At 39.0% G+C, this 21,061-nt stretch carries 21 protein-coding genes and 7 pseudogenes; 14 read left to right on the forward strand and 14 right to left on the reverse strand.

What is annotated here, in order from left to right; translation table 11 throughout:
• Positions 1-115 precede the first annotated feature (115 nt).
• The 3 genes from KA717_32940 to KA717_32950 all read left to right on the forward strand — a co-directional run bounded on the left by KA717_32940 (position 116) and on the right by KA717_32950 (position 2,800).
• Positions 116-361 (forward strand): BrnA antitoxin family protein, encoded by a 246-nt coding sequence (locus KA717_32940; protein UXE60337.1) that lies wholly within the window; start codon positions 116-118, stop codon positions 359-361.
• Positions 362-691: 330 nt separating this feature from the next.
• Positions 692-2,017, forward strand: a complete 1,326-nt coding sequence (locus KA717_32945) for an IS4 family transposase (GenBank protein UXE64848.1) — start codon at positions 692-694, stop codon at positions 2,015-2,017.
• Between the two features lie 189 nt (positions 2,018-2,206).
• Entirely contained in the window at positions 2,207-2,800 is a 594-nt protein-coding gene (locus KA717_32950) for a GNAT family N-acetyltransferase (protein UXE60338.1), read from the forward strand.
• Positions 2,801-3,013: 213 nt separating this feature from the next.
• On the opposite strand, the gene KA717_32955 is transcribed toward KA717_32950, so the two are convergent.
• Positions 3,014-3,238: a putative toxin-antitoxin system toxin component, PIN family gene (locus KA717_32955; protein UXE60339.1), complete on the reverse strand. Its 225-nt coding sequence runs from the start codon at positions 3,236-3,238 to the stop codon at positions 3,014-3,016.
• Positions 3,239-3,374: 136 nt separating this feature from the next.
• Between KA717_32955 and KA717_32960 the strand changes: the two are divergent.
• From KA717_32960 to KA717_32980, 5 genes and pseudogenes are all read left to right on the forward strand, one after another.
• Positions 3,375-4,715: pseudogene (locus tag KA717_32960) on the forward strand (IS5 family transposase).
• Between the two features lie 362 nt (positions 4,716-5,077).
• Complete coding sequence (locus tag KA717_32965; protein ID UXE60340.1) at positions 5,078-5,521, forward strand: hypothetical protein; 444 nt, start codon at positions 5,078-5,080, stop codon at positions 5,519-5,521.
• 179 nt (positions 5,522-5,700) lie between these two features.
• Positions 5,701-7,092 (forward strand): ISNCY family transposase, encoded by a 1,392-nt coding sequence (locus KA717_32970; protein ID UXE60341.1) that lies wholly within the window; start codon positions 5,701-5,703, stop codon positions 7,090-7,092.
• A gap of 96 nt (positions 7,093-7,188) precedes the next feature.
• On the forward strand, positions 7,189-7,383 hold the full coding sequence (locus KA717_32975; protein UXE60342.1) for a transposase: 195 nt from the start codon (positions 7,189-7,191) through the stop codon (positions 7,381-7,383).
• Between the two features lie 17 nt (positions 7,384-7,400).
• A pseudogene (locus tag KA717_32980) lies at positions 7,401-7,535 on the forward strand (IS4 family transposase).
• Between the two features lie 96 nt (positions 7,536-7,631).
• Here KA717_32980 and KA717_32985 read toward each other — a convergent pair.
• Positions 7,632-8,588 carry a transposase gene (locus tag KA717_32985; GenBank protein UXE60343.1) on the reverse strand — a complete coding sequence of 319 codons (957 nt, stop codon included), beginning with the start codon at positions 8,586-8,588 and terminating at the stop codon, positions 7,632-7,634.
• A gap of 84 nt (positions 8,589-8,672) precedes the next feature.
• On the opposite strand from KA717_32985, the pseudogene KA717_32990 reads away from it, so the two are divergent.
• The 3 genes and pseudogenes from KA717_32990 (at position 8,673) to KA717_33000 (ending at position 11,101) form a co-directional block, all read left to right on the forward strand.
• Positions 8,673-9,719, forward strand: a pseudogene (locus tag KA717_32990) (IS4 family transposase).
• 270 nt (positions 9,720-9,989) lie between these two features.
• On the forward strand, positions 9,990-10,808 hold the full coding sequence (locus KA717_32995; GenBank protein ID UXE60344.1) for a hypothetical protein: 819 nt from the start codon (positions 9,990-9,992) through the stop codon (positions 10,806-10,808).
• 62 nt (positions 10,809-10,870) lie between these two features.
• Positions 10,871-11,101: a DUF4277 domain-containing protein gene (locus tag KA717_33000; protein ID UXE60345.1), complete on the forward strand. Its 231-nt coding sequence runs from the start codon at positions 10,871-10,873 to the stop codon at positions 11,099-11,101.
• Between the two features lie 17 nt (positions 11,102-11,118).
• Here KA717_33000 and KA717_33005 read toward each other — a convergent pair.
• Positions 11,119-11,733, reverse strand: a pseudogene (locus tag KA717_33005) (ISKra4 family transposase).
• Between the two features lie 103 nt (positions 11,734-11,836).
• Between KA717_33005 and KA717_33010 the strand changes: the two are divergent.
• Positions 11,837-13,450: an IS1634 family transposase gene (locus KA717_33010; protein ID UXE60346.1), complete on the forward strand. Its 1,614-nt coding sequence runs from the start codon at positions 11,837-11,839 to the stop codon at positions 13,448-13,450.
• A 42-nt stretch (positions 13,451-13,492) separates the two neighbouring features.
• Entirely contained in the window at positions 13,493-14,071 is a 579-nt protein-coding gene (locus KA717_33015) for a hypothetical protein (protein ID UXE60347.1), read from the forward strand.
• Between the two features lie 146 nt (positions 14,072-14,217).
• Here the strand turns inward: KA717_33015 and KA717_33020 are convergent, their stop codons facing one another.
• The 3 genes and pseudogenes from KA717_33020 to KA717_33030 form a co-directional block, all read right to left on the reverse strand.
• Positions 14,218-14,796: an IS5 family transposase gene (locus KA717_33020; protein ID UXE60348.1), complete on the reverse strand. Its 579-nt coding sequence runs from the start codon at positions 14,794-14,796 to the stop codon at positions 14,218-14,220.
• A gap of 236 nt (positions 14,797-15,032) precedes the next feature.
• Positions 15,033-15,152 (reverse strand): annotated as a pseudogene (locus KA717_33025) (IS5/IS1182 family transposase).
• Between the two features lie 50 nt (positions 15,153-15,202).
• Positions 15,203-16,484 (reverse strand): annotated as a pseudogene (locus KA717_33030) (ISKra4 family transposase).
• Positions 16,485-16,806: 322 nt separating this feature from the next.
• Between KA717_33030 and KA717_33035 the strand changes: the two are divergent.
• Positions 16,807-18,143, forward strand: a pseudogene (locus KA717_33035) (IS5 family transposase).
• A 216-nt stretch (positions 18,144-18,359) separates the two neighbouring features.
• Here KA717_33035 and KA717_33040 read toward each other — a convergent pair.
• From KA717_33040 to KA717_33075, 8 genes are all read right to left on the reverse strand, one after another.
• On the reverse strand, positions 18,360-18,581 hold the full coding sequence (locus tag KA717_33040; protein ID UXE60349.1) for a hypothetical protein: 222 nt from the start codon (positions 18,579-18,581) through the stop codon (positions 18,360-18,362).
• A 256-nt stretch (positions 18,582-18,837) separates the two neighbouring features.
• Positions 18,838-19,089: a hypothetical protein gene (locus tag KA717_33045; GenBank protein ID UXE60350.1), complete on the reverse strand. Its 252-nt coding sequence runs from the start codon at positions 19,087-19,089 to the stop codon at positions 18,838-18,840.
• Positions 19,090-19,296: 207 nt separating this feature from the next.
• A complete protein-coding gene (locus KA717_33050) occupies positions 19,297-19,764 on the reverse strand; it encodes a DUF29 domain-containing protein (protein ID UXE60351.1) in 468 nt (155 codons plus the stop codon).
• Between the two features lie 72 nt (positions 19,765-19,836).
• Complete coding sequence (locus tag KA717_33055) at positions 19,837-20,064, reverse strand: type II toxin-antitoxin system HicA family toxin (protein ID UXE60352.1); 228 nt, start codon at positions 20,062-20,064, stop codon at positions 19,837-19,839.
• Positions 20,061-20,267, reverse strand: a complete 207-nt coding sequence (locus KA717_33060) for a type II toxin-antitoxin system HicB family antitoxin (GenBank protein UXE60353.1) — start codon at positions 20,265-20,267, stop codon at positions 20,061-20,063. Before KA717_33060 ends, KA717_33055 begins: the two co-directional genes overlap by 4 nt.
• Before the next feature lie 79 nt (positions 20,268-20,346).
• Positions 20,347-20,562 carry a DUF2283 domain-containing protein gene (locus KA717_33065; protein ID UXE60354.1) on the reverse strand — a complete coding sequence of 72 codons (216 nt, stop codon included), beginning with the start codon at positions 20,560-20,562 and terminating at the stop codon, positions 20,347-20,349.
• Entirely contained in the window at positions 20,550-20,870 is a 321-nt protein-coding gene (locus KA717_33070; protein UXE60355.1) for a hypothetical protein, read from the reverse strand. The genes KA717_33065 and KA717_33070 overlap by 13 nt, the downstream gene beginning before the upstream one ends.
• Positions 20,867-21,049, reverse strand: a complete 183-nt coding sequence (locus KA717_33075; protein UXE60356.1) for a hypothetical protein — start codon at positions 21,047-21,049, stop codon at positions 20,867-20,869. Before KA717_33075 ends, KA717_33070 begins: the two co-directional genes overlap by 4 nt.
• Between the last annotated feature and the right edge of the window lie 12 nt (positions 21,050-21,061).

Raw genomic sequence — 21,061 nt, forward strand, 5'->3', positions numbered from 1 at the left:
TTCCCGATAAGCGAGTGGGGTTTTCCGTTTTTTGAGACCAGATAGCAAGTTATTTTACTGGTGAATCAAGGCATTATGCGTATAATATATGTATGATAAACGGAGATAAAAGTTTATGAGACAGGAATATGATTTTTCTCACGGTAAACGGGGGGCGATTGTCTCTTCTCAGGAAAAAACTCGTATTACAATATATTTAGATAATGAGATTTTAGAACATTTTCGAGAACAGGCTGAGGCGGCTGGAATGGGTTATCAAACTTTGATTAATCAGGTTTTAAAGGAACATATTCAGGGAGATTCTAAAGCTTCTTTAACGGAAAGTGATTTACGTGAGGAGTTACTTGCTCTTGGTAAATAGTGCGATCGCAAACCTCATTTTAATGCTGTTCTCAGGGGCGATCGCGTTGCAGGGTTAATGGATGCTTTCCGTGAGGAAGATATGCCCGATCATAAGGGTGTCGAATAATAATGAATTTTTGTTACGAAGTGGGGGGCGATCGAAGAATCGGTGCTATGCCAGTCAGTGATTTTATCTGATTGTTAATGTTCTGTTCAAAGGAGGTTGTTTGCGGTCATTGGTGTCAACTTAAGCCAAAATGCCTACTCACAAAAGATTAGCCTAAAAGCAGGCGGAAGTAAGAGTAGGCTGAAAAAAAGGTTAGTATATAAAAAAGTGAGCAAAAAACAAATGGCAAGACAACATCCTCGGAGAAAAGGAAACCCAGACTTACGTCGTAAGACAAATCAGCCAGGGGTAGAAATCCCTGAAATAACAAAAGAGTTGTTTGAATTACTAGAACCCACAATGTTTACACCATTAAAATATTTACAGGGAACTCATGAGAAAATGATGAGAGATAGGGTGCTAAATTTACCAGTAATGGTGGCATTAGTGTTAAGTATAGTGTATCGTCAAATAGCGGGTATAAGTGAAGCGGTAAGACTGTTAGAGGAAGAGGGATTGCTATGGGTAGCATCATTAAAAGTAAGCAAACAGGCAGTATCAAAAAGAATGATGAATGTGCCAGCCGAAATATTTGCAATATTACTAAAAGGAGTGTTAGAAAAAGCAGCCGAAAAAGGGAAGAAGCTCCAAGTAGGAGAAAAATGGGAAAAAATAAGAGAAAAGTTTAGTGCAGTGTGGATAGCAGATGGCTCAACGCTAGAGCAGATAAGGAAAAATATGAAAATAAGTAAAGAAGAAAAGAGTAAATTGGGGGGTAAAATAATGATGGTAGTGGAAGCCTTTACCCAAAGACCCGTTACTTTATGGTACACAGAAAATGATAAATCAAATGATAAAATATGGTGTGAAGAATTGGCAGCTAAATTACCAGAAAATGGTTTAATTCTCGTAGATATGGGATTTTTTAGCTTTGTGTGGTTTGATTTGTTAACAGAAGCTAAAAAGTTTTTTCTAACCAGATTTAGAGCGGGTACATCTTACAAAACCAAACAAGTATTGTCTCAAGGTAGTCATTACAGAGATGAGATTATCATTATGGGAAATTACCGTTCTAATCCTTGCAAGCATCCGGTGAGATTAGTCTCAGTATTATGGGGAACAATCTGGTATCAGTATTTAACAAATGTGTTGTCTCCCGAACAACTGTCCGCCGAAGAGGTCTGTGATTTATATCGAAGACGATGGACAATCGAAGAAGCCTTTTTATTAACGAAAAGACTTTTAGGACTAGCCTATTTATGGGTAGGGAATAAGAATGGTGTCCAAATCCAGATTATTTGCACTTTGATTTTCTATACGGTCTTAAATCAATTGGTAGGGGAAGTGGCGATTGCTCTAAATCAACCGAAAGAAAAAATCTCAGTAGAGATGGTGTTTCGGAGTCTATACTATGTAGCGAAGGCTATTGCTAGAGGAGAAAAGCCTGATACAGTAACCTATCTGGCTGAACGTGCTAAGTTATTTGGTTTGGTCAAAGCTGAGAGAAAGCGACATCGAGAAAAGGCCGCTCTCAATCAACAAATTTGGGAACCCATTCCTTTAAGTTGACACGGATGGTTTGCGGTACGCTAATCTGGCTAACACGCTTTTGGGCGTAATATACGGAAAGTTTCTTGCGATTATGCCAAAATGGAGTGATATGACGAAAGTTTCCATATATCATTACACTGGAGAGAGTTATACGGAAAGTTTCTGTATAATCAATAGTTGGGCAGATTGTATATTAACGCAAAAATTATGACAACAAATCCAAAAATTGAAACGGAAAGAATATATCTTCGCAAATTAAATTTAAATGATTGCAGTGATCTGGCAAAAGTTTTGTCTGATCCAGTATCTATGATTCATTATGGCGGTGCTTTTTCTTTTGATAAAGTTGAACAATGGATTTTTAAAAACACAAAAAGATACGAGACTGACGACTATGGATTATGGGCTATGATAAGGAAATCCGATGACGCATTTATGGGTGATTGCGGTATTACTAATCAAATTGTTGATGGTGAGCTAATTCAAGAAATAGGCTATCATGTCATCCGTAATTATTGCAATATGGGATATGCGACTGAATCAGCATTAGCCTGCAAAATACACGCATTCAAGAATCTGAAAATACCAATAATTTACTCATATACTAGGGTTGATAATTTAGCATCAAGAAGAGTGGCAGAAAAAATTGGCATGATTGAGACAAAACGTTTTATGTCTAATGGCCATGAACAAATATTGTATGGTGTAATTAACAAATTATCTGCCCAACAAGTCGATGCACCGGAGCCGGCCACAATGGTCTCTCCTGCTTCGCAAACATCACATCGGCCGGCCCGGTGATCTCTGACGTTATGCTGACCCGCAACGAAATAGGCTTAGGGTTCTTGTTGGATAGCTCGACTTAATTTACAAAGGCACGAAGGATAGTTTTTCAGGAAAAGATATATGAAATCAGAACTACAGACTGAACTAATTTGTGTTGATCTGGGAGAAGGAGTTATTGCTCAGATCTGTAGGTTAGATTAACGAAAGGCAACCCAACTTTTTTAATTATTACTCATCTAAAAACTCATTAACCGTCATAATTTTAACATCTTGAAAAGGACATAAAACCAATAAATCATTATCTCCTGTAATCAAATAGTCTGCTCTACCATTAATCGCCACTTCCAGAAATTTATTATCCTTTTCATCTCGACAAAGATCAACCCTTTCAAGAATCTCAACTAATTCTGATGCTAACCTCAGCCTAAAAATAAATTCAGAGCGAACTTGCAAAGAGACATATCTAGGGCTTGCTGAAAAAAGCTGAAACCTTTACGGAGAAAAATAGTAGGCGAATTAAGAACCGCTAGAATGCACGAAAATAGGGTAGAATGCCTCAAAACCATTGCATTAAGAAGAGAGAAAGCAGATGTACCGAAAGCAACAGTACTCAATTGAAACACCAGAAAACTTGAAAAATCTGTTCGGCGGGCAGTTAGACGAAGAAAATCGTTGGATAGAAATGTCAAAAATGATTCTTTGGGAAGAATATGAGGAAGAATATGCAAAAAACTTCACAGAAAAAAAAGGAGCCCCAGCCAAATCATTTAGAATGGCATTAGGAGCATTAATTATCAAAGAAATTTCAGGAAAAAGTGACAGAGAAACAGTAGAACAAATAAAAGAGAACCCTTATTTACAGTACTTTATAGGAATGGAAAGCTATAGTAGCAAAGAAGCATTTAATGCGTCAATGATGGTTCATTTTCGTAAAAAAATAGGAATGGAATTAATAAATAAATAAAATTAATAAAGAAATAGAAAAAAAAGCGACGGGTGTAGCGTCAGAAAAAAAGAAAATGAAGGAAAGTTATTGTTAGATGCGACTTGTACACCAGCAGATATAAAATATCCAACGGATATAGGAATATTGAATGATGCCAGAGAAAAAACAGAAAAAATAATAGATAAGCTGTATGAAGAAATAAAAGAGAAAAGGAAAGAAAAGCCGAGGACTTATAGGGAAGTGGCAAGAAAAGAGTACTTAGCCATAGCAAAAAAACGTCGTGTGTCAAAAAAAGAAAGAAGAAAAGGAACAAAAAAACAACTAGGATATATAAAAAGAAACTTGTCTGATATAGAAAAAATGATAGAAGAGGGAGCAAAGTTAGAAAAACTAACGAAAAAAGAGCAAGAAGAGCTTGTAACGATAGGAAAAGTGTATGAGCAACAGTTAGAAATGTATGAAAAAAAGACAAATAAAGTAGAAAACAGAATTGTGAGTGTAAGCCAACCTCACGTGCGTCCAATAGTGCGTGGAAAAGCGGGAAAAGCAGTAGAGTTTGGAGCTAAAATATCGGCAAGTAATGTGAATGGCTTTGTCTTCTTAGACAAATTAAGTTGGGATAATTACAACGAATCGGGAGATTTACAAGCGCGAATAGAAGAATATAAAAGGGAAACAGGATGTTATCCGGAATCGGTTCATGTGGATAAAATCTATCGAACAAAAGCGAATCGAGCTTATTGTAAAGAAAGGGATATAAGAATGAGTGGTCCCCGATTGGGAAGACCGCCGAAAGAGGTGAGCAAAGAAAAAAAGAAAGAGGCACGCTCAGATGAAAGAGTGCGTAACGCCATTGAGGGTAAATTCGGACAGGGAAAGAGGAAATTTAGTCTTGGTCGAGTGATGGCCAAACTACCTGAGACCTCGGAAACGGTAATTGCGATGAACTTTTTGGTAATGAATCTTTCTACTCTACTTCAGAAGACAAAAAAGAAAACAAAAAGTAAAAAGTTGTAGAGTCGTTTTTCTTGTGAAAAATGGTGTTAATTTTCCTCTCTTTTGTGAGGAGTGATTTGTGTTGACCTTTTTAGACAGAAAGGAACAATAGATTAAACAAAATCTGTATTTTGATTTGTTTCCATAAGGATAAGTTATCTATGCTTTTTCAGTCCATACTTCCCTAACCCACATTTCTTTCGTTTTTTGACTTTTTCAGCAAGCCCTATTTAGAAGCTAATGGAGAAGTCAAAACCACTCAACACCGACGTTGGAATGGGAAGTATTTCGAGATTTGGCACTGCCGTTATCTCAATCAGATTCCCCTGCGAGACCAACAGCCTGCTTTGTTGGTTAACTGGTGTGAGCTAAAAATCCACCGCGAATCCGATGCTCAACTTCTTTATCACAATAGTTGGATTACCAATCATTTTCTCACCCCTCACATCGTTCTTGATGTCTGTCGTGCTGGACGGACTCGTTGGCGCACTGAGAACGAGAATCACAATATTCTCAAAAATCGAGGCTATCACTTAGAGCATAATTTTGGGCATGGTAAACAACACCTCGCCTCTGTTTTGCTTACCCTGAATTTGCTGGCTTTTCTCTTGCACACGGTTTTAGGTTTGGTTGATGAACGTTACCAGAGAATTCGCGTCCAACGCGGCACTCGTAAGGGATTCTTTCAAGATATTCTCTCTTTGACCAAATATCTGTTCTTTGAAAGCTGGCATCATCTTTTAGATTTTATGCTTGATGACTCAGTTTCTCTCGCTGTCTCGAATTCTTCCTAGTTGATTAATTGGCAATTTTCATAGCAAAACCCTTGCCAGTAAATACATCAAGCCTTTTGTATCTTTGACTACATTCTGAATTTGGAATTGCTGGTCATCAATCAGCAATTCCAAATTCAAATGGTATAAATAGAGACAGAAAAACTTTGACCTATAGGAAGTTATGAATAAAGAGAAAAGTGTCTACTGATTTTGCAGAGAGAAAGATGGAAGTAAACGACCTAAGTTTTGACGGAATCGTTCACTGTTTAAACGAGGTCATTGGGAAGATAGATGACCCCCGTTCGGTTAGTAATGCAACGAAATATAGTCTAAGAGAGGCGATACTGGGGGCATTTGCCGCCTTTTTTATGCAAAATGAGTCATTTTTAGAGTACCAACGTCAGCTTAACAGCCGTTGTGGGCGAGATAATGCTCAGAGCTTGTTTGGACTAGAAAAAATACCAACAGTAGAACAGATTCGCAACATTGTGGATGGGGTAGCAGCGAGTAGTCTATTCCCTTTGTTTGGGTTAATTTACCAAGCATTGAGGAGCATGGGATTCTTGAAAGCCTATGAAATATTGAGGGGAAATCTTCTAGTAGCAATGGATGGGACAAATTACTACAGTTCGGAAAAAGTAAATTGTCCATGCTGTTCAACCAAAACGTCAAAACAGGGAAAAGTCACCTACTTCCATCAGGCATTATTGCCCGTGATTGTTTCCCCAGACCATGAATCAGTTTTTTCCTTACCCCCTGAATTTATTACCCCTCAAGACGGTTCTGAAAAGCAAGATTGTGAGCAAAATGCGGCGAAACGTTGGATAAGTAACCATGCTAGTTTGTTTGCGGGACAGAAGATAACTCTGCTAGGGGATGACTTGTACAGTCGTCAGCCCACTTGTCAGCACTGTCTCGACCACGATTTCAACTTTATCTTCGTCTGTTTACCGACTTCTCATCCCACACTCTATGAATGGTTAAACTATTTAGAAGCTAATGGAGAAGTCAAAACCACTCAACACCGACGTTGGAATGGGAAGTATTTCGAGATTTGGCACTGCCGTTATCTCAATCAGATTCCCCTGCGAGACCAACAGCCTGCTTTGTTGGTTAACTGGTGTGAGCTAAAAATCCACCGCGAATCCGATGCTCAACTTCTTTATCACAATAGTTGGATTACCAATCATTTTCTCACCCCTCACATCGTTCTTGATGTCTGTCGTGCTGGACGGACTCGTTGGCGCACTGAGAACGAGAATCACAATATTCTCAAAAATCGAGGCTATCACTTAGAGCATAATTTTGGGCATGGTAAACAACACCTCGCCTCTGTTTTGCTTACCTTGAATTTGCTGGCTTTTCTCTTGCACACGGTTTTAGGTTTGGTTGATGAACGTTACCAGAGAATTCGCGTCCAACGCGGCACTCGTAAGGGATTCTTTCAAGATATTCTCTCTTTGACCAAATATCTGTTCTTTGAACTGACTTTTCCCGTTAAGTCCAAAATCCAGCAATGCAAACTTCTAGAGGCTTTATCTGGCAAGGGTTTGAGTAATGATTCTCTTGACAGGAAAAAAATATTCTGAAGCCATCATCCCGCTTATCGTTCAAATTTCAAAAACAAAGGATGAAGGGAGTATGAGACTGTAAAATGGAGAAAATCTTAAAGGGCAGGTCAAAAAATGTTGGAATGGTGGACAAAAAACTTTGCCAGTTGTGAATTGGGAGACGAGAGGCTAAACAATCGTGCCTTCTCGATTGGGAAAAAGTTAAGTGAGGGGTTTGGAAAAGCCTTATCAGAAGTGTTTAAGGGAGGAAACGAGTTAAAGAGGGCCTATGAATTTTTGGGAATCCGAAAACAGACTTTGTCAAGATAATAGAGCCGCACTGTGAAATGACAACTGCCGCCGTAGAAGAATATAAGATAATGCTATCAGTCGGAGATACGACCTTCTTAGATTATCGCAATATCAAGGAAAAAAGGGAAGGGTATGGGCCGACTGGAAAAGGAGGGAATGGATTAATACTAGACATCTCCAAAAACTGGAAAGCCTAGTCTAGCAAGCAGTGTAGCTAAATCTAGACTCAGTAGACTTCTTGGTACATAGACGAGTTTACAGGGCTTTCAGACCTCCAAATTCAATTCTGGCAAAAAACAATGACTCATCTTTACCTCAATTACCTGCCCTGATTCGCTACATTTTATAATGCTTAATATCAGCGCATTTATCCTTAGTCTCACCAATCCACATACTGTTGAGATTAATGACTTATATCTTCCCTTTCTTAGTCTAAATTTTTCTTGCATCACTTTGAATACTTTGAGCAATCGAATCATATGTTCAACCACTACTCGTCGAGACGATAACCAACTATTTCTTTCTTTTTCTTCTTTGCTTAATTCTCGCCCCTTTGGTTTCTTTTTTGGTGTTGTTAATTGGAATTCTCCCTCGTAGGCTTTATCACCTAGAAAGCCTTGTTCTTGATGGAATTTAGCCAATCTTTGACGTAATATTTGTACATCGCTCTTTGAACCTATTTCTCCTATCACAACATCCACAATCTCCTTGATTTTTGGGCAAATGATTATTTGGCTTTTTGAGGTATGCCTTTTTTGTTTACCTGAGTAGTATGGTTTTTGTGCCTCCTGCCCTAAAGGTCTTTCTACTGGTTGTTCTGTCGCATCCACTATTAGTTCATGTTGGATTAGCTCCTCTTTAACTTTTTCTATTTCTTCTGGCAACTTTTTTAGTTGTTCAAATAGACTTGCTGGTAAATTTTCTCCGAATAGTGACTGCCAATAATTGAATATATTATGGGCAGACGATTCACTTATTTCAAACATTATTCCTAGTAGCTGAAAGGTCGGATAATGCCTTAAGTAAACTAGCATTAAAACTATTTGCTCCTCCTCTGATAATTTCGGTTTATTTCCACCACCTGCTTTAATCAGTGTGGTTTTGCTTTCTTCAAATTCTTTTTTAAGTAATTTGCCATAGGTTATAAGCTCTAATAATTTTGGGTACTCTATTCCTAACAACCTCTTTGTTTCTTGAGGCTGTTTTTGAATATAAGCCCACATATAGATGTATTCAGGCATAGTTACTCCTGTCTAAATTTCTATGATTATAGCATATTTGTCGATTTTATAGTATTATGGAGATGTCTACTGCATAGTGCTTTAGCAATTGAGCCAGAAAAAGGACAAGTATTAGGTTTATTATGGCAAAAACTGTGGAATAGGGAGGTAAAAGAAAAGCCCCCAACAGATGAAACGGCGAAGCAGAAAAAAGAAAGACAGAAAGAACAAAGAAAAGCAGCTCGTCAAAGACCATTTGAGGAAAAAGAATCCTACAAATGGGTAGAGGCTCTAAACACCTGTGAGAAACAGGTAGAAAGTTCAACGAGGGTAATTCATGTATTTGACAGAGAAGGAGATGTTTCAGAAGTCTTTGACTCAGTGCGTCAACTCAAGCATACAGGAGTGCTGGTCAGAGCGTCTCATAATCGTAGTTTAGACAAAAATAGTGAACGACTTTGGCAACATTTGGAATCAGAACCGATTCGTTTTCATCAAGAAATCGAGATTCCGAGTACAGGAAAAAGAAAAGCACGGAAGGTTAAGCTTGCCGTCCGATTTTGCTCAGTTAATCTACGAACTCCCTATCGTTTTGATAATCGTGACCCGTTGAATGTCTATGCTGTTTATGCGACAGAAATCGATTGTCCCGAAGGCGAAACTCCTTTATCTTGGATGCTTCTGACTACAGAAGTTGTTGAGACTATTGAGATGGCTGTCACTATTCTTCGTTGGTACACCTACCGATGGCGGGTTGAAGAATTTCATAAAGTCCTTAAGTCTGGTTGTCAGAGTGAGCGTTATCGACTTGCCTCTGATGGAATGAAAACTCTTTTGGGTTTTTTAAGTGTCATTGCTGTTGAACTTTTACACGTTACTTATCTTCATCGTACCCAGCCCGATGCTCTCGCGATTGAAATTCTTAATCCTCTTCAACTTCAGGTGTTAAAAGCAGCCGCCTCTCAAAAACTTCCCCCTATTTTGACTGTTGCTTGGGCTGTCGAGTCTGTTGCTTTTCTTGGTGGTTATCTTGAACATCGTCGTAAAACTCCTCTCGGTATCCAAGTCCTTTGGCGCGGTTGGTTGAAGTTGCATGACCTTTGCCAAGGCTGGCAGCTTGCAATCCGCACTTAACGGGAAAAGTCAGGTAAATGAAAGCTGGCATCATCTTTTAGATTTTATGCTTGATGACTCAGTTTCTCTCGCTGTCTCGAATTCTTCCTAGTTGATTAATTGGCAATTTTCATAGCAAAACCCTTGCCAGTAAATACATCGAGCCTTTTGTATCTTTGACTACATTCTGAATTTGGAATTGCTGGTCATCAATCAGCAATTCCAAATTCAAATGGTATAAATAGAGACAGAAAAACTTTGACCTATAGGAAGTTATGAATAAAGAGAAAAGTGTCTACTGATTTTGCAGAGAGAAAGATGGAAGTAAACGACCTAAGTTTTGACGGAATCGTTCACTGTTTAAACGAGGTCATTGGGAAGATAGATGACCCCCGTTCGGTTAGTAATGCAACGAAATATAGTCTAAGAGAGGCGATACTGGGGGCATTTGCCGCCTTTTTTATGCAAAATGAGTCATTTTTAGAGTACCAACGTCAGCTTAACAGCCGTTGTGGGCGAGATAATGCTCAGAGCTTGTTTGGACTAGAAAAAATACCAACAGTAGAACAGATTCGCAACATTGTGGATGGGGTAGCAGCGAGTAGTCTATTCCCTTTGTTTGGGTTAATTTACCAAGCATTGAGGAGCATGGGATTCTTGAAAGCCTATGAAATATTGAGGGGAAATCTTCTAGTAGCAATGGATGGGACAAATTACTACAGTTCGGAAAAAGTAAATTGTCCATGCTGTTCAACCAAAACGTCAAAACAGGGAAAAGTCACCTACTTCCATCAGGCATTATTGCCCGTGATTGTTTCCCCAGACCATGAATCAGTTTTTTCCTTACCCCCTGAATTTATTACCCCTCAAGACGGGTCTGAAAAGCAAGATTGCGAGCAAAATGCGGCGAAACGTTGGATAAGTAACCATGCTAGTTTGTTTGCGGGACAGAAGATAACTCTGCTAGGGGATGACTTGTACAGTCGTCAGCCCACTTGTCAGCACTGTCTCGACCACGATTTCAACTTTATCTTCGTCTGTTTACCGACTTCTCATCCCACACTCTATGAATGGTTAAACCCATATCCCGTACTAATTTTGAAAAAATAAAAATAGATTCAAAAATAGCAACAGAATAGTTAAAATAAAAAAGCTAACAAACCGAGGAGAAAATGACCCAATTAAACGTTAAAAATCTCGACCATTTAGGAATAATCGCGGCCGTAGTTGATGAACTAGGTCTAGTGGATTATATCAATGAACAGTTACAAGAAAATGACCGTGCGAAAATCAGTGCGGGTCTGGTGGTTAAAGCCATGATTCTCAATGGCTTAGGATTTATTAATTCTCCCTTGTATTTATTCAGGGAGCATCTCACCTTTGCAATAAGTAGAAATACTTAACGAGGTAAATGAAAGAGTCAAAAAAGGTAATCATTTAAATAGGAACAGCGATGACGAAGGACTTGTGGTACATTGTCAGAATTCCAACTCGCACCAGTAATTTTAAGACGATGACCAATTTGTTTAACTTGAGATTCGACAGAGCCAGAGCCAATGGAAATGCCCTCTGCCTGCAAATAACCATAATTGACAATCCGATGTTTATGCTTGTTTAAATAAATGATAAAATTCTCAGCTTGAGGCTCTGACCATCCCTCAAAATAGGAGATAGCGGCATCCACTTCACCCGTCCAAAGAAAAGACTTGACCTCCTCAATTCGCTGGAATGACCCCCCAACTTTATAGAGGTTTTCAATTAAGTGATACCAGTCCAAAATTTCAATTCGCTCATGTTTCTGTCCTATCTCACGAAATAAGTTCCAGATACCATCATGTCCATCTCCCAAACAAATTAAAGGCTTAGCCAAAATTTGAGAATTAACCAAATCTAATAAAGCCGAGTTATCTTGAAAAAAGGCAGCTACCCCCAATTGATGAAAACTGACTCCTTTATAATCACGCCAAATTAAGGGTTCTCCCTTGGGAGTTCTGAGTCGTACCTTCCCACCATCTATGCTAATTTCTTCGACTTCTGTGTTAGAGCCCGTATTCCGTACTAGTTTTGAAAAAATAAAAATAGATTCAAAAATGGCTACAGAATAGTTAAAATAAAAAAGCTAATAAACCCAAGAGAAAATGACCCAATTAAACGTTAAAAATCTCGACCATTTAGGAATAATCGCGGCGATAGTTGATGAACTAGGTCTAGTGGATTATATCAATGAACAACTAGGAGAAAATGACCGTGCTAAAATCAGTGCGGGTCTGGTAGTGAAAGCGATGATTCTCAATGGCTTAGGCTTTATCAACTCTCCTTTATATTTGTTCAGTCGTTTTTTTGAAGATAAACCAGTAGAACATCTTTTAGGAAAAGGAATAAAAGCCAGCGACCTGAATGATGACCGTTTAGGGAGAGTCTTAGATTTAATCTTTATGGCCGGCATCAGCCGTTTGTTTCTCGGAATTTGTCTAAAAGCCGTAGAAATCTTCAAAATAGTGATGAAAAGTTCCCATTTAGACTCCAGTTCATTATCGGTACAAGGGGAATATAAATTATCGGTGGAGAGAGAAGACAAAGAAAGCCAAATAATCCATATCACTCATGGCTATTCAAAGGATAAGCGACCAGACTTGAAACAATTTGTCTTGAATCTAGTCTGTTGGGGGGATGGCGACATTCCCGCTTTTCTCGAATTAGGAGATGGCAATCAAAGTGATAAAAAAGAGTTTGCTAAACTCTTGAAAAAGTTCAATGAGCAGTGGCAATTCGATGGTTTGTATATAGCAGATTCAGCCTTATACAGTGCCGATAACTTGCAAAAGTTAACCGGCATATACTGGTTATGTTCTGTGCCGAAAACGATTAGAGAAGTGCAGGATGCGGTCAGTCAATTAGCCTCGGAGCAATTCATCACAACTGATTTAGAGGGCTATCGTCTTACCTCCTTAGAAAGTGAATATGGGGGAGTCAAACAACGTTGGATAGTGGTAGATAGCGAGCAAAAAAAAGCTTTAGACCTCAAACAACTGACGAAGAAGACAGAGAAAGCAACGGCTCAAGCTCAAAGACAATTAGAACAATTACAGCGTCAGGAATTTGCTTGTCGGGAGGATGCTTTAACCGCCCTGAGCCGATGGGAGAAGAGTTTAGAATGGCATCTTCTTCAAGACCTAACTGTCGTCGAAAAATGTCATTACGGTCATCGAGGTAAACCCCGTCCCCATGAACAGCCCATTCGTCGTAGCTATCATGCCCAAGCCACTTTCAGCCTCAATAGTGCGAAAGTTCAAGCTTCAGAGCGGGCAGCAGGACGTTTTGTCTTGGCGACGAATCAGCTAGATGGAGACTCTTTGAGCGATGAGCAACTGCTTGTCCACTACAAGCAACAGCAAGGGGTAGAGCGAGGTTTTCGCTTCCTTAAAGACCCTCTGTTTTTGGCGTCCAGTGTTTTTCTCAAAACCCCTGAGCGGATTATGGCATTGAGTTTCATCATGGTGTTGTGTTTACTGGTGTACAGCTTGGGACAACGTAAACTGAGACTGGCTCTGGCAGAGCAGGAGGAGACTGTGCCTAATCAGTTGGGAAAGCCGACTCAGCGTCCGACACTGCGTTGGATTTTTCAGATGTTGAGAGGAGTTCATTGGGTTGTACTGGATAATTGTCCCCAAATAATCAATCTAACGCTTGAGCGAGAGAGGATTTTGCGCTTTTTTGGGGCTACTACTTGTCAGTATTATCTTTTGTCATAATGACTTTTCTTATTTTCTTTGTTCTTTTTTTATGTACGGAATGTGGGGTTAAACTATTTAGAAGCTAATGGAGAAGTCAAAACCACTCAACACCGACGTTGGAATGGGAAGTATTTCGAGATTTGGCACTGCCGTTATCTCAATCAGATTCCCCTGCGAGACCAACAGCCTGCTTTGTTGGTTAACTGGTGTGAGCTAAAAATCCACCGCGAATCCGATGCTCAACTTCTTTATCACAATAGTTGGATTACCAATCATTTTCTCACCCCTCACATCGTTCTTGATGTCTGTCGTGCTGGACGGACTCGTTGGCGCACTGAGAACGAGAATCACAATATTCTCAAAAATCGAGGCTATCACTTAGAGCATAATTTTGGGCATGGTAAACAACACCTCGCCTCTGTTTTGCTTACCCTGAATTTGCTGGCTTTTCTCTTGCACACGGTTTTAGGTTTGGTTGATGAACGTTACCAGAGAATTCGCGTCCAACGCGGCACTCGTAAGGGATTCTTTCAAGATATTCTCTCTTTGACCAAATATCTGTTCTTTGAAAGCTGGCATCATCTTTTAGATTTTATGCTTGATGACTCAGTTTCTCTCGCTGTCTCGAATTCTTCCTAGTTGATTAATTGGCAATTTTCATAGCAAAACCCTTGCCAGTAAATACATCGAGCCTTTTGTATCTTTGACTACATTCTGAATTTGGAATTGCTGGTCATCAATTAAGGCTCTTGACATTAGTGGACAATTATGCTGTTCAAGTGGAGCTACGCTAACCATATAACTGATGCTGCCAGATAGATGCCTCCTAGAAAATTGGCTGTGCGCTTGTCGTAACGAGTCGCAAGCGCACGATATTGTTTGAGTTTCGCAAAGAAGTTTTCGACTAAATGGCGGGCTTTATACAAAAATGTATCATAAGGGCGAGGTTCTTTTCGATTACTTTTCGAGGGTATCACAGGCACTATCTCTCTTTCTTCTAAAACCTTAATTACTCTCTCGTCTGCGTCATAGGCTTTGTCCCCTAGCATCGCTTCTGCTTCCACGTTAGGCAACAAAACATCGGCTCCGTCTAAATCACAGGCTTGACCCGGCGTTAGAAAAAAAGAGACCGGATTCCCCAATGCGTCCACTACTGCATGGATTTTCGTACTTAATCCTCCTTTACTCCTTCCTATATCTTCTTTCTCTGCACTACTGTTTTTTGCTCCTGCACTGTGTTGATGGGCTCTCACAATCGTTGCATCTATCATTGCGTATTCATTATCGGCATCCTGTGCTAAATGCTTAAATATCTTTTCCCACACCCCTGATTTCGTCCATCGCGTAAACCGCGTGTGAATCACTCGAAAATCTCCAAACTCTTCGGGCCAGCAGCAATTCTAAATTTGCGCTGTAGCAAGGGTTTCAGGTTTTAGTTCGCGTAATACGGGGTAAAATTCAACGGGATTAACAAGTTCATTTTACGAGTCTTCAGGCTTTCAGGCATGGTAGTACACATAGAATTGCCCCAAAAACCCCCTTTGAAATGTTCTTTAAATCCCTAAAAGGCTTGCTGTATCTAAAACTGAGAATTGCTGTCGGGCCAGTCTCTCCAAGGAATTCCCGCTCTATATCGATATAATACCGCTTCGACAAACAAACGATTATCTTTGGCCGTTACTCCCACATCTCCCTCTTTTCCGGGCAATAGCTCTTTGATTCTTTCCCATTGGTCAGGGTGCGACCTTTAGTTGATAAAAGCTGTTGTAATCAGGGTTCTACAGGGAACCCATATTGATCAAGTTTTGCCCAAAATTGACTCCATCGTTCCTTGGTCAATACCAAAGCTCGTAGGCTCAAAATAATTCCTGCTCCTTTTTCCTTCCATCGCATCCCTGAACAACATAATCGTTGTTTGACCAACGTCTTACAAGCTGCTTCCGTAACACCTGAACCAATCGGATACTTTTTCTCTAAGTATTCAGCATAATCCATTTGATGCTGATGATTCTCGTAATAAGTAATCGCCGCTTGTAGTTTCTCGGTAAGATTCTTAGAATGACTTTTTTCTTCTTTGACTTCTTTCATCAGATTTAGCAGTTCTCCTGCTTTTCCTTTTTCATGCTTGAGTTCTCGACAATTTTCAGTCAACCATTCTTTTTGTTTTGACACGGTATTCGGATGCAACGCTTCTGCCAAGGCACCTAAGTAACCAGAGGCATGATAGAAATCTAATATCTGTTCTTCCGTTTGCTTTTCTAAAAACTTCCAATTTGATTCTGCCCCGTCTGCTATCCCGACCAATGTTGCCTCTGGATAACGTTTTTTCGCTCGCTCAATTTCTCTTTCTAATCTTTCTAGAAAACTCTTTTTTCCATACTCTGGTGCCGCACCTAGATAGATTGTAGGTTGACGTTCGCCTTCACTATCGTATAGGGAAACGGTTCCCACCATTGCTTCACGGTAGCCATCCTCACACATCAGCATACAGGTTCCATCTAATCCTATTCCCACTGTTGCAATTTGGCTATCCTCCTTGGGCGGGGCATAACTCCACGCTTCTTCTTTTGCCTGTACCACACTTCCTACTGCTTCACTCAATCTTTGGATATAGGATAGCGCTACTTTTCTACCATGATTTTCTAATAAATCATTTTTCACCTCTTTGCCTGCCATCCCTGACATTTTTGAGGATACCTGTTTTGCCAATAATGGCGTTGATGTTATGATTATCCTTGCTTCTCTTTCTAAGGGGCAATACGTTTTTCCTCAAAGGTGAACGCTGATATACATGACGATTCACTATAACCTCACCATAAGGTGTTTGATATTCTTTCGGTTGCTCTCCCTTACTCTTCCAGATTTCTTCACCGATTTTTAAGGGTGAACCATCTGTATCTAAATATTTCAAGGCTTCTTTGCTGGCGATGCAACCTACTTCGTTTAAGCCTTTTTGAATATTTATTTCTGTATCCAACATTGAACGACTGAGTTCTAATGTTAGTTCTATTTTTATCTTTGAACCCTCTACATTAATTAGTTTTGCTGTCATCATTGTTTCCTCTTTGTCACTTTTCATCTCATGTTAACACTTTTCTTTTCCTTCATCAACTAAAGGTCACACCCTCTTAGAGAGTCAGTAACCTGCAAACAAACTTGATCAATCACTAAATAGAGCATTACATTGATTCTAAATATTGGCATTAAACCCCTTGACCGTAAGCACTTCAGGGATTTTATATCTTTAGCTAGGGCTTGCTGAAAAAAGCTGAAACCTTTACGGAGAAAAATAGTAGGCGAATTAAGAACCGCTAGAATGCACGAAAATAGGGTAGAATGCCTCAAAACCATTGCATTAAGAAGAGAGAAAGCAGATGTACCGAAAGCAACAGTACTCAATTGAAACACCAGAAAACTTGAAAAATCTGTTCGGCGGGCAGTTAGACGAAGAAAATCGTTGGATAGAAATGTCAAAAATGATTCTTTGGGAAGAATATGAGGAAGAATATGCAAAAAACTTCACAGAAAAAAAAGGAGCCCCAGCCAAATCATTTAGAATGGCATTAGGAGCATTAATTATCAAAGAAATTTCAGGAAAAAGTGACAGAGAAACAGTAGAACAAATAAAAGAGAACCCTTATTTACAGTACTTTATAGGAATGGAAAGCTATAGTAGCAAAGAAGCATTTAATGCGTCAATGATGGTTCATTTTCGTAAAAAAATAGGAATGGAATTAATAAATAAAATTAATAAAGAAATAGAAAAAAAGCGACGGGTGTAGCGTCAGAAAAAAAAGAAAATGAAGGAAAGTTATTGTTAGATGCGACTTGTACACCAGCAGATATAAAATATCCAACGGATATAGGAATATTGAATGATGCCAGAGAAAAAACAGAAAAAATAATAGATAAGCTGTATGAAGAAATAAAAGAGAAAAGGAAAGAAAAGCCGAGGACTTATAGGGAAGTGGCAAGAAAAGAGTACTTAGCCATAGCAAAAAAACGTCGTGTGTCAAAAAAAGAAAGAAGAAAAGGAACAAAAAAACAACTAGGATATATAAAAAGAAACTTGTCTGATATAGAAAAAATGATAGAAGAGGGAGCAAAGTTAGAAAAACTAACGAAAAAAGAGCAAGAAGAGCTTGTAACGATAGGAAAAGTGTATGAGCAACAGTTAGAAATGTATGAAAAAAAGACAAATAAAGTAGAAAACAGAATTGTGAGTGTAAGCCAACCTCACGTGCGTCCAATAGTGCGTGGAAAAGCGGGAAAAGCAGTAGAGTTTGGAGCTAAAATATCGGCAAGTAATGTGAATGGCTTTGTCTTCTTAGACAAATTAAGTTGGGATAATTACAACGAATCGGGAGATTTACAAGCGCGAATAGAAGAATATAAAAGGGAAACAGGATGTTATCCGGAATCGGTTCATGTGGATAAAATCTATCGAACAAAAGCGAATCGAGCTTATTGTAAAGAAAGGGATATAAGAATGAGTGGTCCCCGATTGGGAAGACCGCCGAAAGAGGTGAGCAAAGAAAAAAAGAAAGAGGCACGCTCAGATGAAAGAGTGCGTAATGCCATTGAGGGTAAATTCGGACAGGGAAAGAGGAAATTTAGTCTTGGTCGAGTGATGGCCAAACTACCTGAGACCTCGGAAACGGTAATTGCGATGAACTTTTTGGTAATGAATCTTTCTACTCTACTTCAGAAGACAAAAAGTAAAAAGTTGTAGAGTCGTTTTTCTTGTGAAAAATGGTGTTAATTTTCCTCTCTTTTGTGAGGAGTGATTTGTGTTGACCTTTTTAGACAGAAAGGAACAATAGATTAAACAAAATCTGTATTTTGATTTGTTTCCATAAGGATAAGTTATCTATGCTTTTTCAGTCCATACTTCCCTAACCCACATTTCTTTCGTTTTTTGACTTTTTCAGCAAGCCCCAAATAGGCTTTTCCATGCACTTCGGGTTGCTTCCCAACCATCCGTTGTCACCGTTAACGGTTGATAACTGGGGGAGATTTCCTTTGCCTCCTCTTTAAATTCACCATCGGCTTGCCCTAAACCTTCTTTGCCCGCATCTTCACTTATCCCCGCTCCCCATAGACAACCTTGCCCTGCTGTTAGGGCGATATAGACTTTTTTCCCTGACACTCGCTATGTTTTTCATCCGCTACCAAATGTTTCGGTAGGTTCTCTTCTCTTTTCGCTGTACTTCCTACAAGAGATATTCTGCCTAGACTTTGACAGGCATTGTACCAATGCTTTTCGCTTTTTCCTAGCACATGGGCTATTCCCTCGTAAGATAGTCCTTTACTTTTCAAATAAAGGGCTTTTTCTGCCAATTCCACCCTTTCACTCATATACGGCATCACAAAGTCGGGACGGATTTGATAGGCCTCCTTATTCCTTATTCCTTATTTGCCTTCAATCTGATTCGTCTGGTTGTTAGTTTCTGACGCTTTGAGGTAACTAAACCCTGTAGTTTATATCCTTTCTCTATTTCCTCGGGGAATATTTCTGGGTATTTCCTGAGCATTTTATCTAGGTAGCCTCGATATCCATCGGGGTTTTGTAACAACAAATCGTACTCTATCCCCTCTTCTATCGGCAGACAGATTGTTTTATCTCCTGCCATCCCTCTTTTTTTTCTTAATGGCATTTTCTTTTCTCTCCTACTTTTTCTTTATTCTACCTCAGACACAAACTCATGCGGAATCAGACTTATTATTATAATCTTTACTCTGACGAGATCACCATCTATATTTTAGAACTTAAACAGCGATCGCGTTCTAAGTTTTCAAGTTGCGATCGCGTTTTCTAGGGCAATTTTAAGGTTTGTGTTGGTGATCTCCTTCTTTCAAAAGAGTTAACTATAGTAGTCTTCATTTAAAATTTGTTCAAGACTGAAAGGGCAAGTTAGGGGATAATCTTTTTCATCGGGAATGGGAATACCAAAGGCTGCTAGTTTATCTTCTTTGATTGCCAGTTTTCGGCTTTTGGGATAACTTGTATTTAAAATAGTGGGTAAATAAGATTTGAGAGAAGGAATATTTTCTAATTGCATTAAAAGACGTTCTCGATGTTCAATTATTGAACGATACCAACTGCTTTTCATGGTATCTGGAGCATCAGCTTGAACCTTGAGTTTAAGTAAGTGGGCCAATAAAATGACTAAGTTGCTTTCTAGGGCATTTTTATCGGATTTTCCCAAGTCTTTTAACTCCTCAATTAAGTGGTCAATGTCCAAATCATTAAAGTCTTTCTGTTCTAACTGGTTAATGGTTTTTTCCAGCCATTGGTAAAAGTCTTGATCATAAAGGGTTTGAGTTAACATAATTAGAATTTAGTAAAAAAATGATAAATGGCGATCGCCTTGTCTTTTTAGAACTTAAACTGCGATCACTTTTTAGCTATTTAATAATTCAATAAATTCATCAACGTCTAAATTTACTTGTCGAATGATGGCTCGAAGGGTTCCTTTATCGAGAGTTTTATGATTAGGAATAACAACTTCTGCAAACGGCTCATCTCGACACAGAATCATGTGACTGCCTTTTTGACGTTTAACAAAGAAACCTGCTTTTTCGAGAGCTTTGATACAGTCTTTTCCTGAAATTTGAGGAAGTTTACTCATACGGCAAGCATCATAGTTTCAACTTGATCATCGGGAATGGCACGACCTTCTTCTTGAAGCATTTCAAGATAGAGTTCAATGGCTTCTTTTATGTTAGTGATCGCCTCTTGTTTTGTCTGACCTTGGCTAATACAGGGGGGAAGGCTAGGACATTGGGCAATCCAATAACCGTCTTCTCCAGGGTAAAGAATAATTTGTCTCATAATATTCAGCCTTTATATTTCTTTTTATTTTATCAGCAATGAAAATTTTTTCCAAGAGTTCGCCTTCTATTTTTAGAAATTAAACTATGATCGCGGTTTCTAGGGAAATTTTAAGGTTAGTATTTGCGGAAACTGTATAGTTAAGTTTTTCAAAACCGATCACTTCGCCTTGTTGATTTTTCATTAAAATAACTTCGTCTCCTGTTTCTTCACAGAGATATTCTGAGGTGCGATCGCCAAACCAAACGGTTAGGGTATTACCCATTGGATCATAATAAACGTTTACTTCTGCCATGAAATTTCTCCTTCTTTAATTGCATCGGTGGGATAAGTTGTAATTAGGAAGCCATCGCCATTGAGTTTTCGGATAATGGCACAGAGCCAGCGTTTTGGCCGTTGAAGTTTATAAAAAAGATAAACGTTCGGATCACTGCGGCTGCGTCGAATTTCATCAGGTTGGCTTAGGGTTTCTTGGACTAATTTTTCTTGTCCTTTCATTATGGGATGTTTGATCTGGGTAATAATTTCCCAATAGGCAACAGTTACGCGGATCGTACAATTAAGAGGGGTTAAAATCTCAAAAAATAGATCGTTTTTGCTCATGCTTTGTCCTCATCATCAAATTCTTGATAGAGGTGAGTAAATTGATTCAGATCAGGGGTGAGTTGTGATAGTTTTGATTGAAATTTAAGGAAGGCGATAAAATCAGCAATTTGTTTAAGTTGTTGATCATCAAGGCTATCTATGGCTTGTTTAAGGGTTTCTTTTGTAATGGTTTGCATTAGGTTTTCTCC

Source organism: Woronichinia naegeliana WA131 (genome assembly GCA_025370055.1).
GTDB classification, from domain to species: domain Bacteria; phylum Cyanobacteriota; class Cyanobacteriia; order Cyanobacteriales; family Microcystaceae; genus Woronichinia; species Woronichinia naegeliana.

What these genes read in the sequence shown, in the direction of transcription:
- KA717_32940 (UXE60337.1), top strand. Translation starts at nt 116, where the DNA reads ATGAGACAGGAATATGATTTTTCTCACGGTAAACGGGGGGCGATTGTC.
- KA717_32945 (UXE64848.1), top strand. Translation starts at nt 692, where the DNA reads ATGGCAAGACAACATCCTCGGAGAAAAGGAAACCCAGACTTACGTCGT.
- KA717_32950 (UXE60338.1), top strand. Translation starts at nt 2,207, where the DNA reads ATGACAACAAATCCAAAAATTGAAACGGAAAGAATATATCTTCGCAAA.
- KA717_32975 (UXE60342.1), top strand. Translation starts at nt 7,189, where the DNA reads ATGTTGGAATGGTGGACAAAAAACTTTGCCAGTTGTGAATTGGGAGAC.
- KA717_32985 (UXE60343.1), bottom strand. Translation starts at nt 8,588, where the DNA reads ATGTGGGCTTATATTCAAAAACAGCCTCAAGAAACAAAGAGGTTGTTA.
- KA717_33000 (UXE60345.1), top strand. Translation starts at nt 10,871, where the DNA reads ATGACCCAATTAAACGTTAAAAATCTCGACCATTTAGGAATAATCGCG.
- KA717_33010 (UXE60346.1), top strand. Translation starts at nt 11,837, where the DNA reads ATGACCCAATTAAACGTTAAAAATCTCGACCATTTAGGAATAATCGCG.
- KA717_33045 (UXE60350.1), bottom strand. Translation starts at nt 19,089, where the DNA reads ATGCCATTAAGAAAAAAAAGAGGGATGGCAGGAGATAAAACAATCTGT.
- KA717_33050 (UXE60351.1), bottom strand. Translation starts at nt 19,764, where the DNA reads ATGTTAACTCAAACCCTTTATGATCAAGACTTTTACCAATGGCTGGAA.
- KA717_33055 (UXE60352.1), bottom strand. Translation starts at nt 20,064, where the DNA reads ATGAGTAAACTTCCTCAAATTTCAGGAAAAGACTGTATCAAAGCTCTC.
- KA717_33060 (UXE60353.1), bottom strand. Translation starts at nt 20,267, where the DNA reads ATGAGACAAATTATTCTTTACCCTGGAGAAGACGGTTATTGGATTGCC.
- KA717_33065 (UXE60354.1), bottom strand. Translation starts at nt 20,562, where the DNA reads ATGGCAGAAGTAAACGTTTATTATGATCCAATGGGTAATACCCTAACC.
- KA717_33070 (UXE60355.1), bottom strand. Translation starts at nt 20,870, where the DNA reads ATGAGCAAAAACGATCTATTTTTTGAGATTTTAACCCCTCTTAATTGT.
- KA717_33075 (UXE60356.1), bottom strand. Translation starts at nt 21,049, where the DNA reads ATGCAAACCATTACAAAAGAAACCCTTAAACAAGCCATAGATAGCCTT.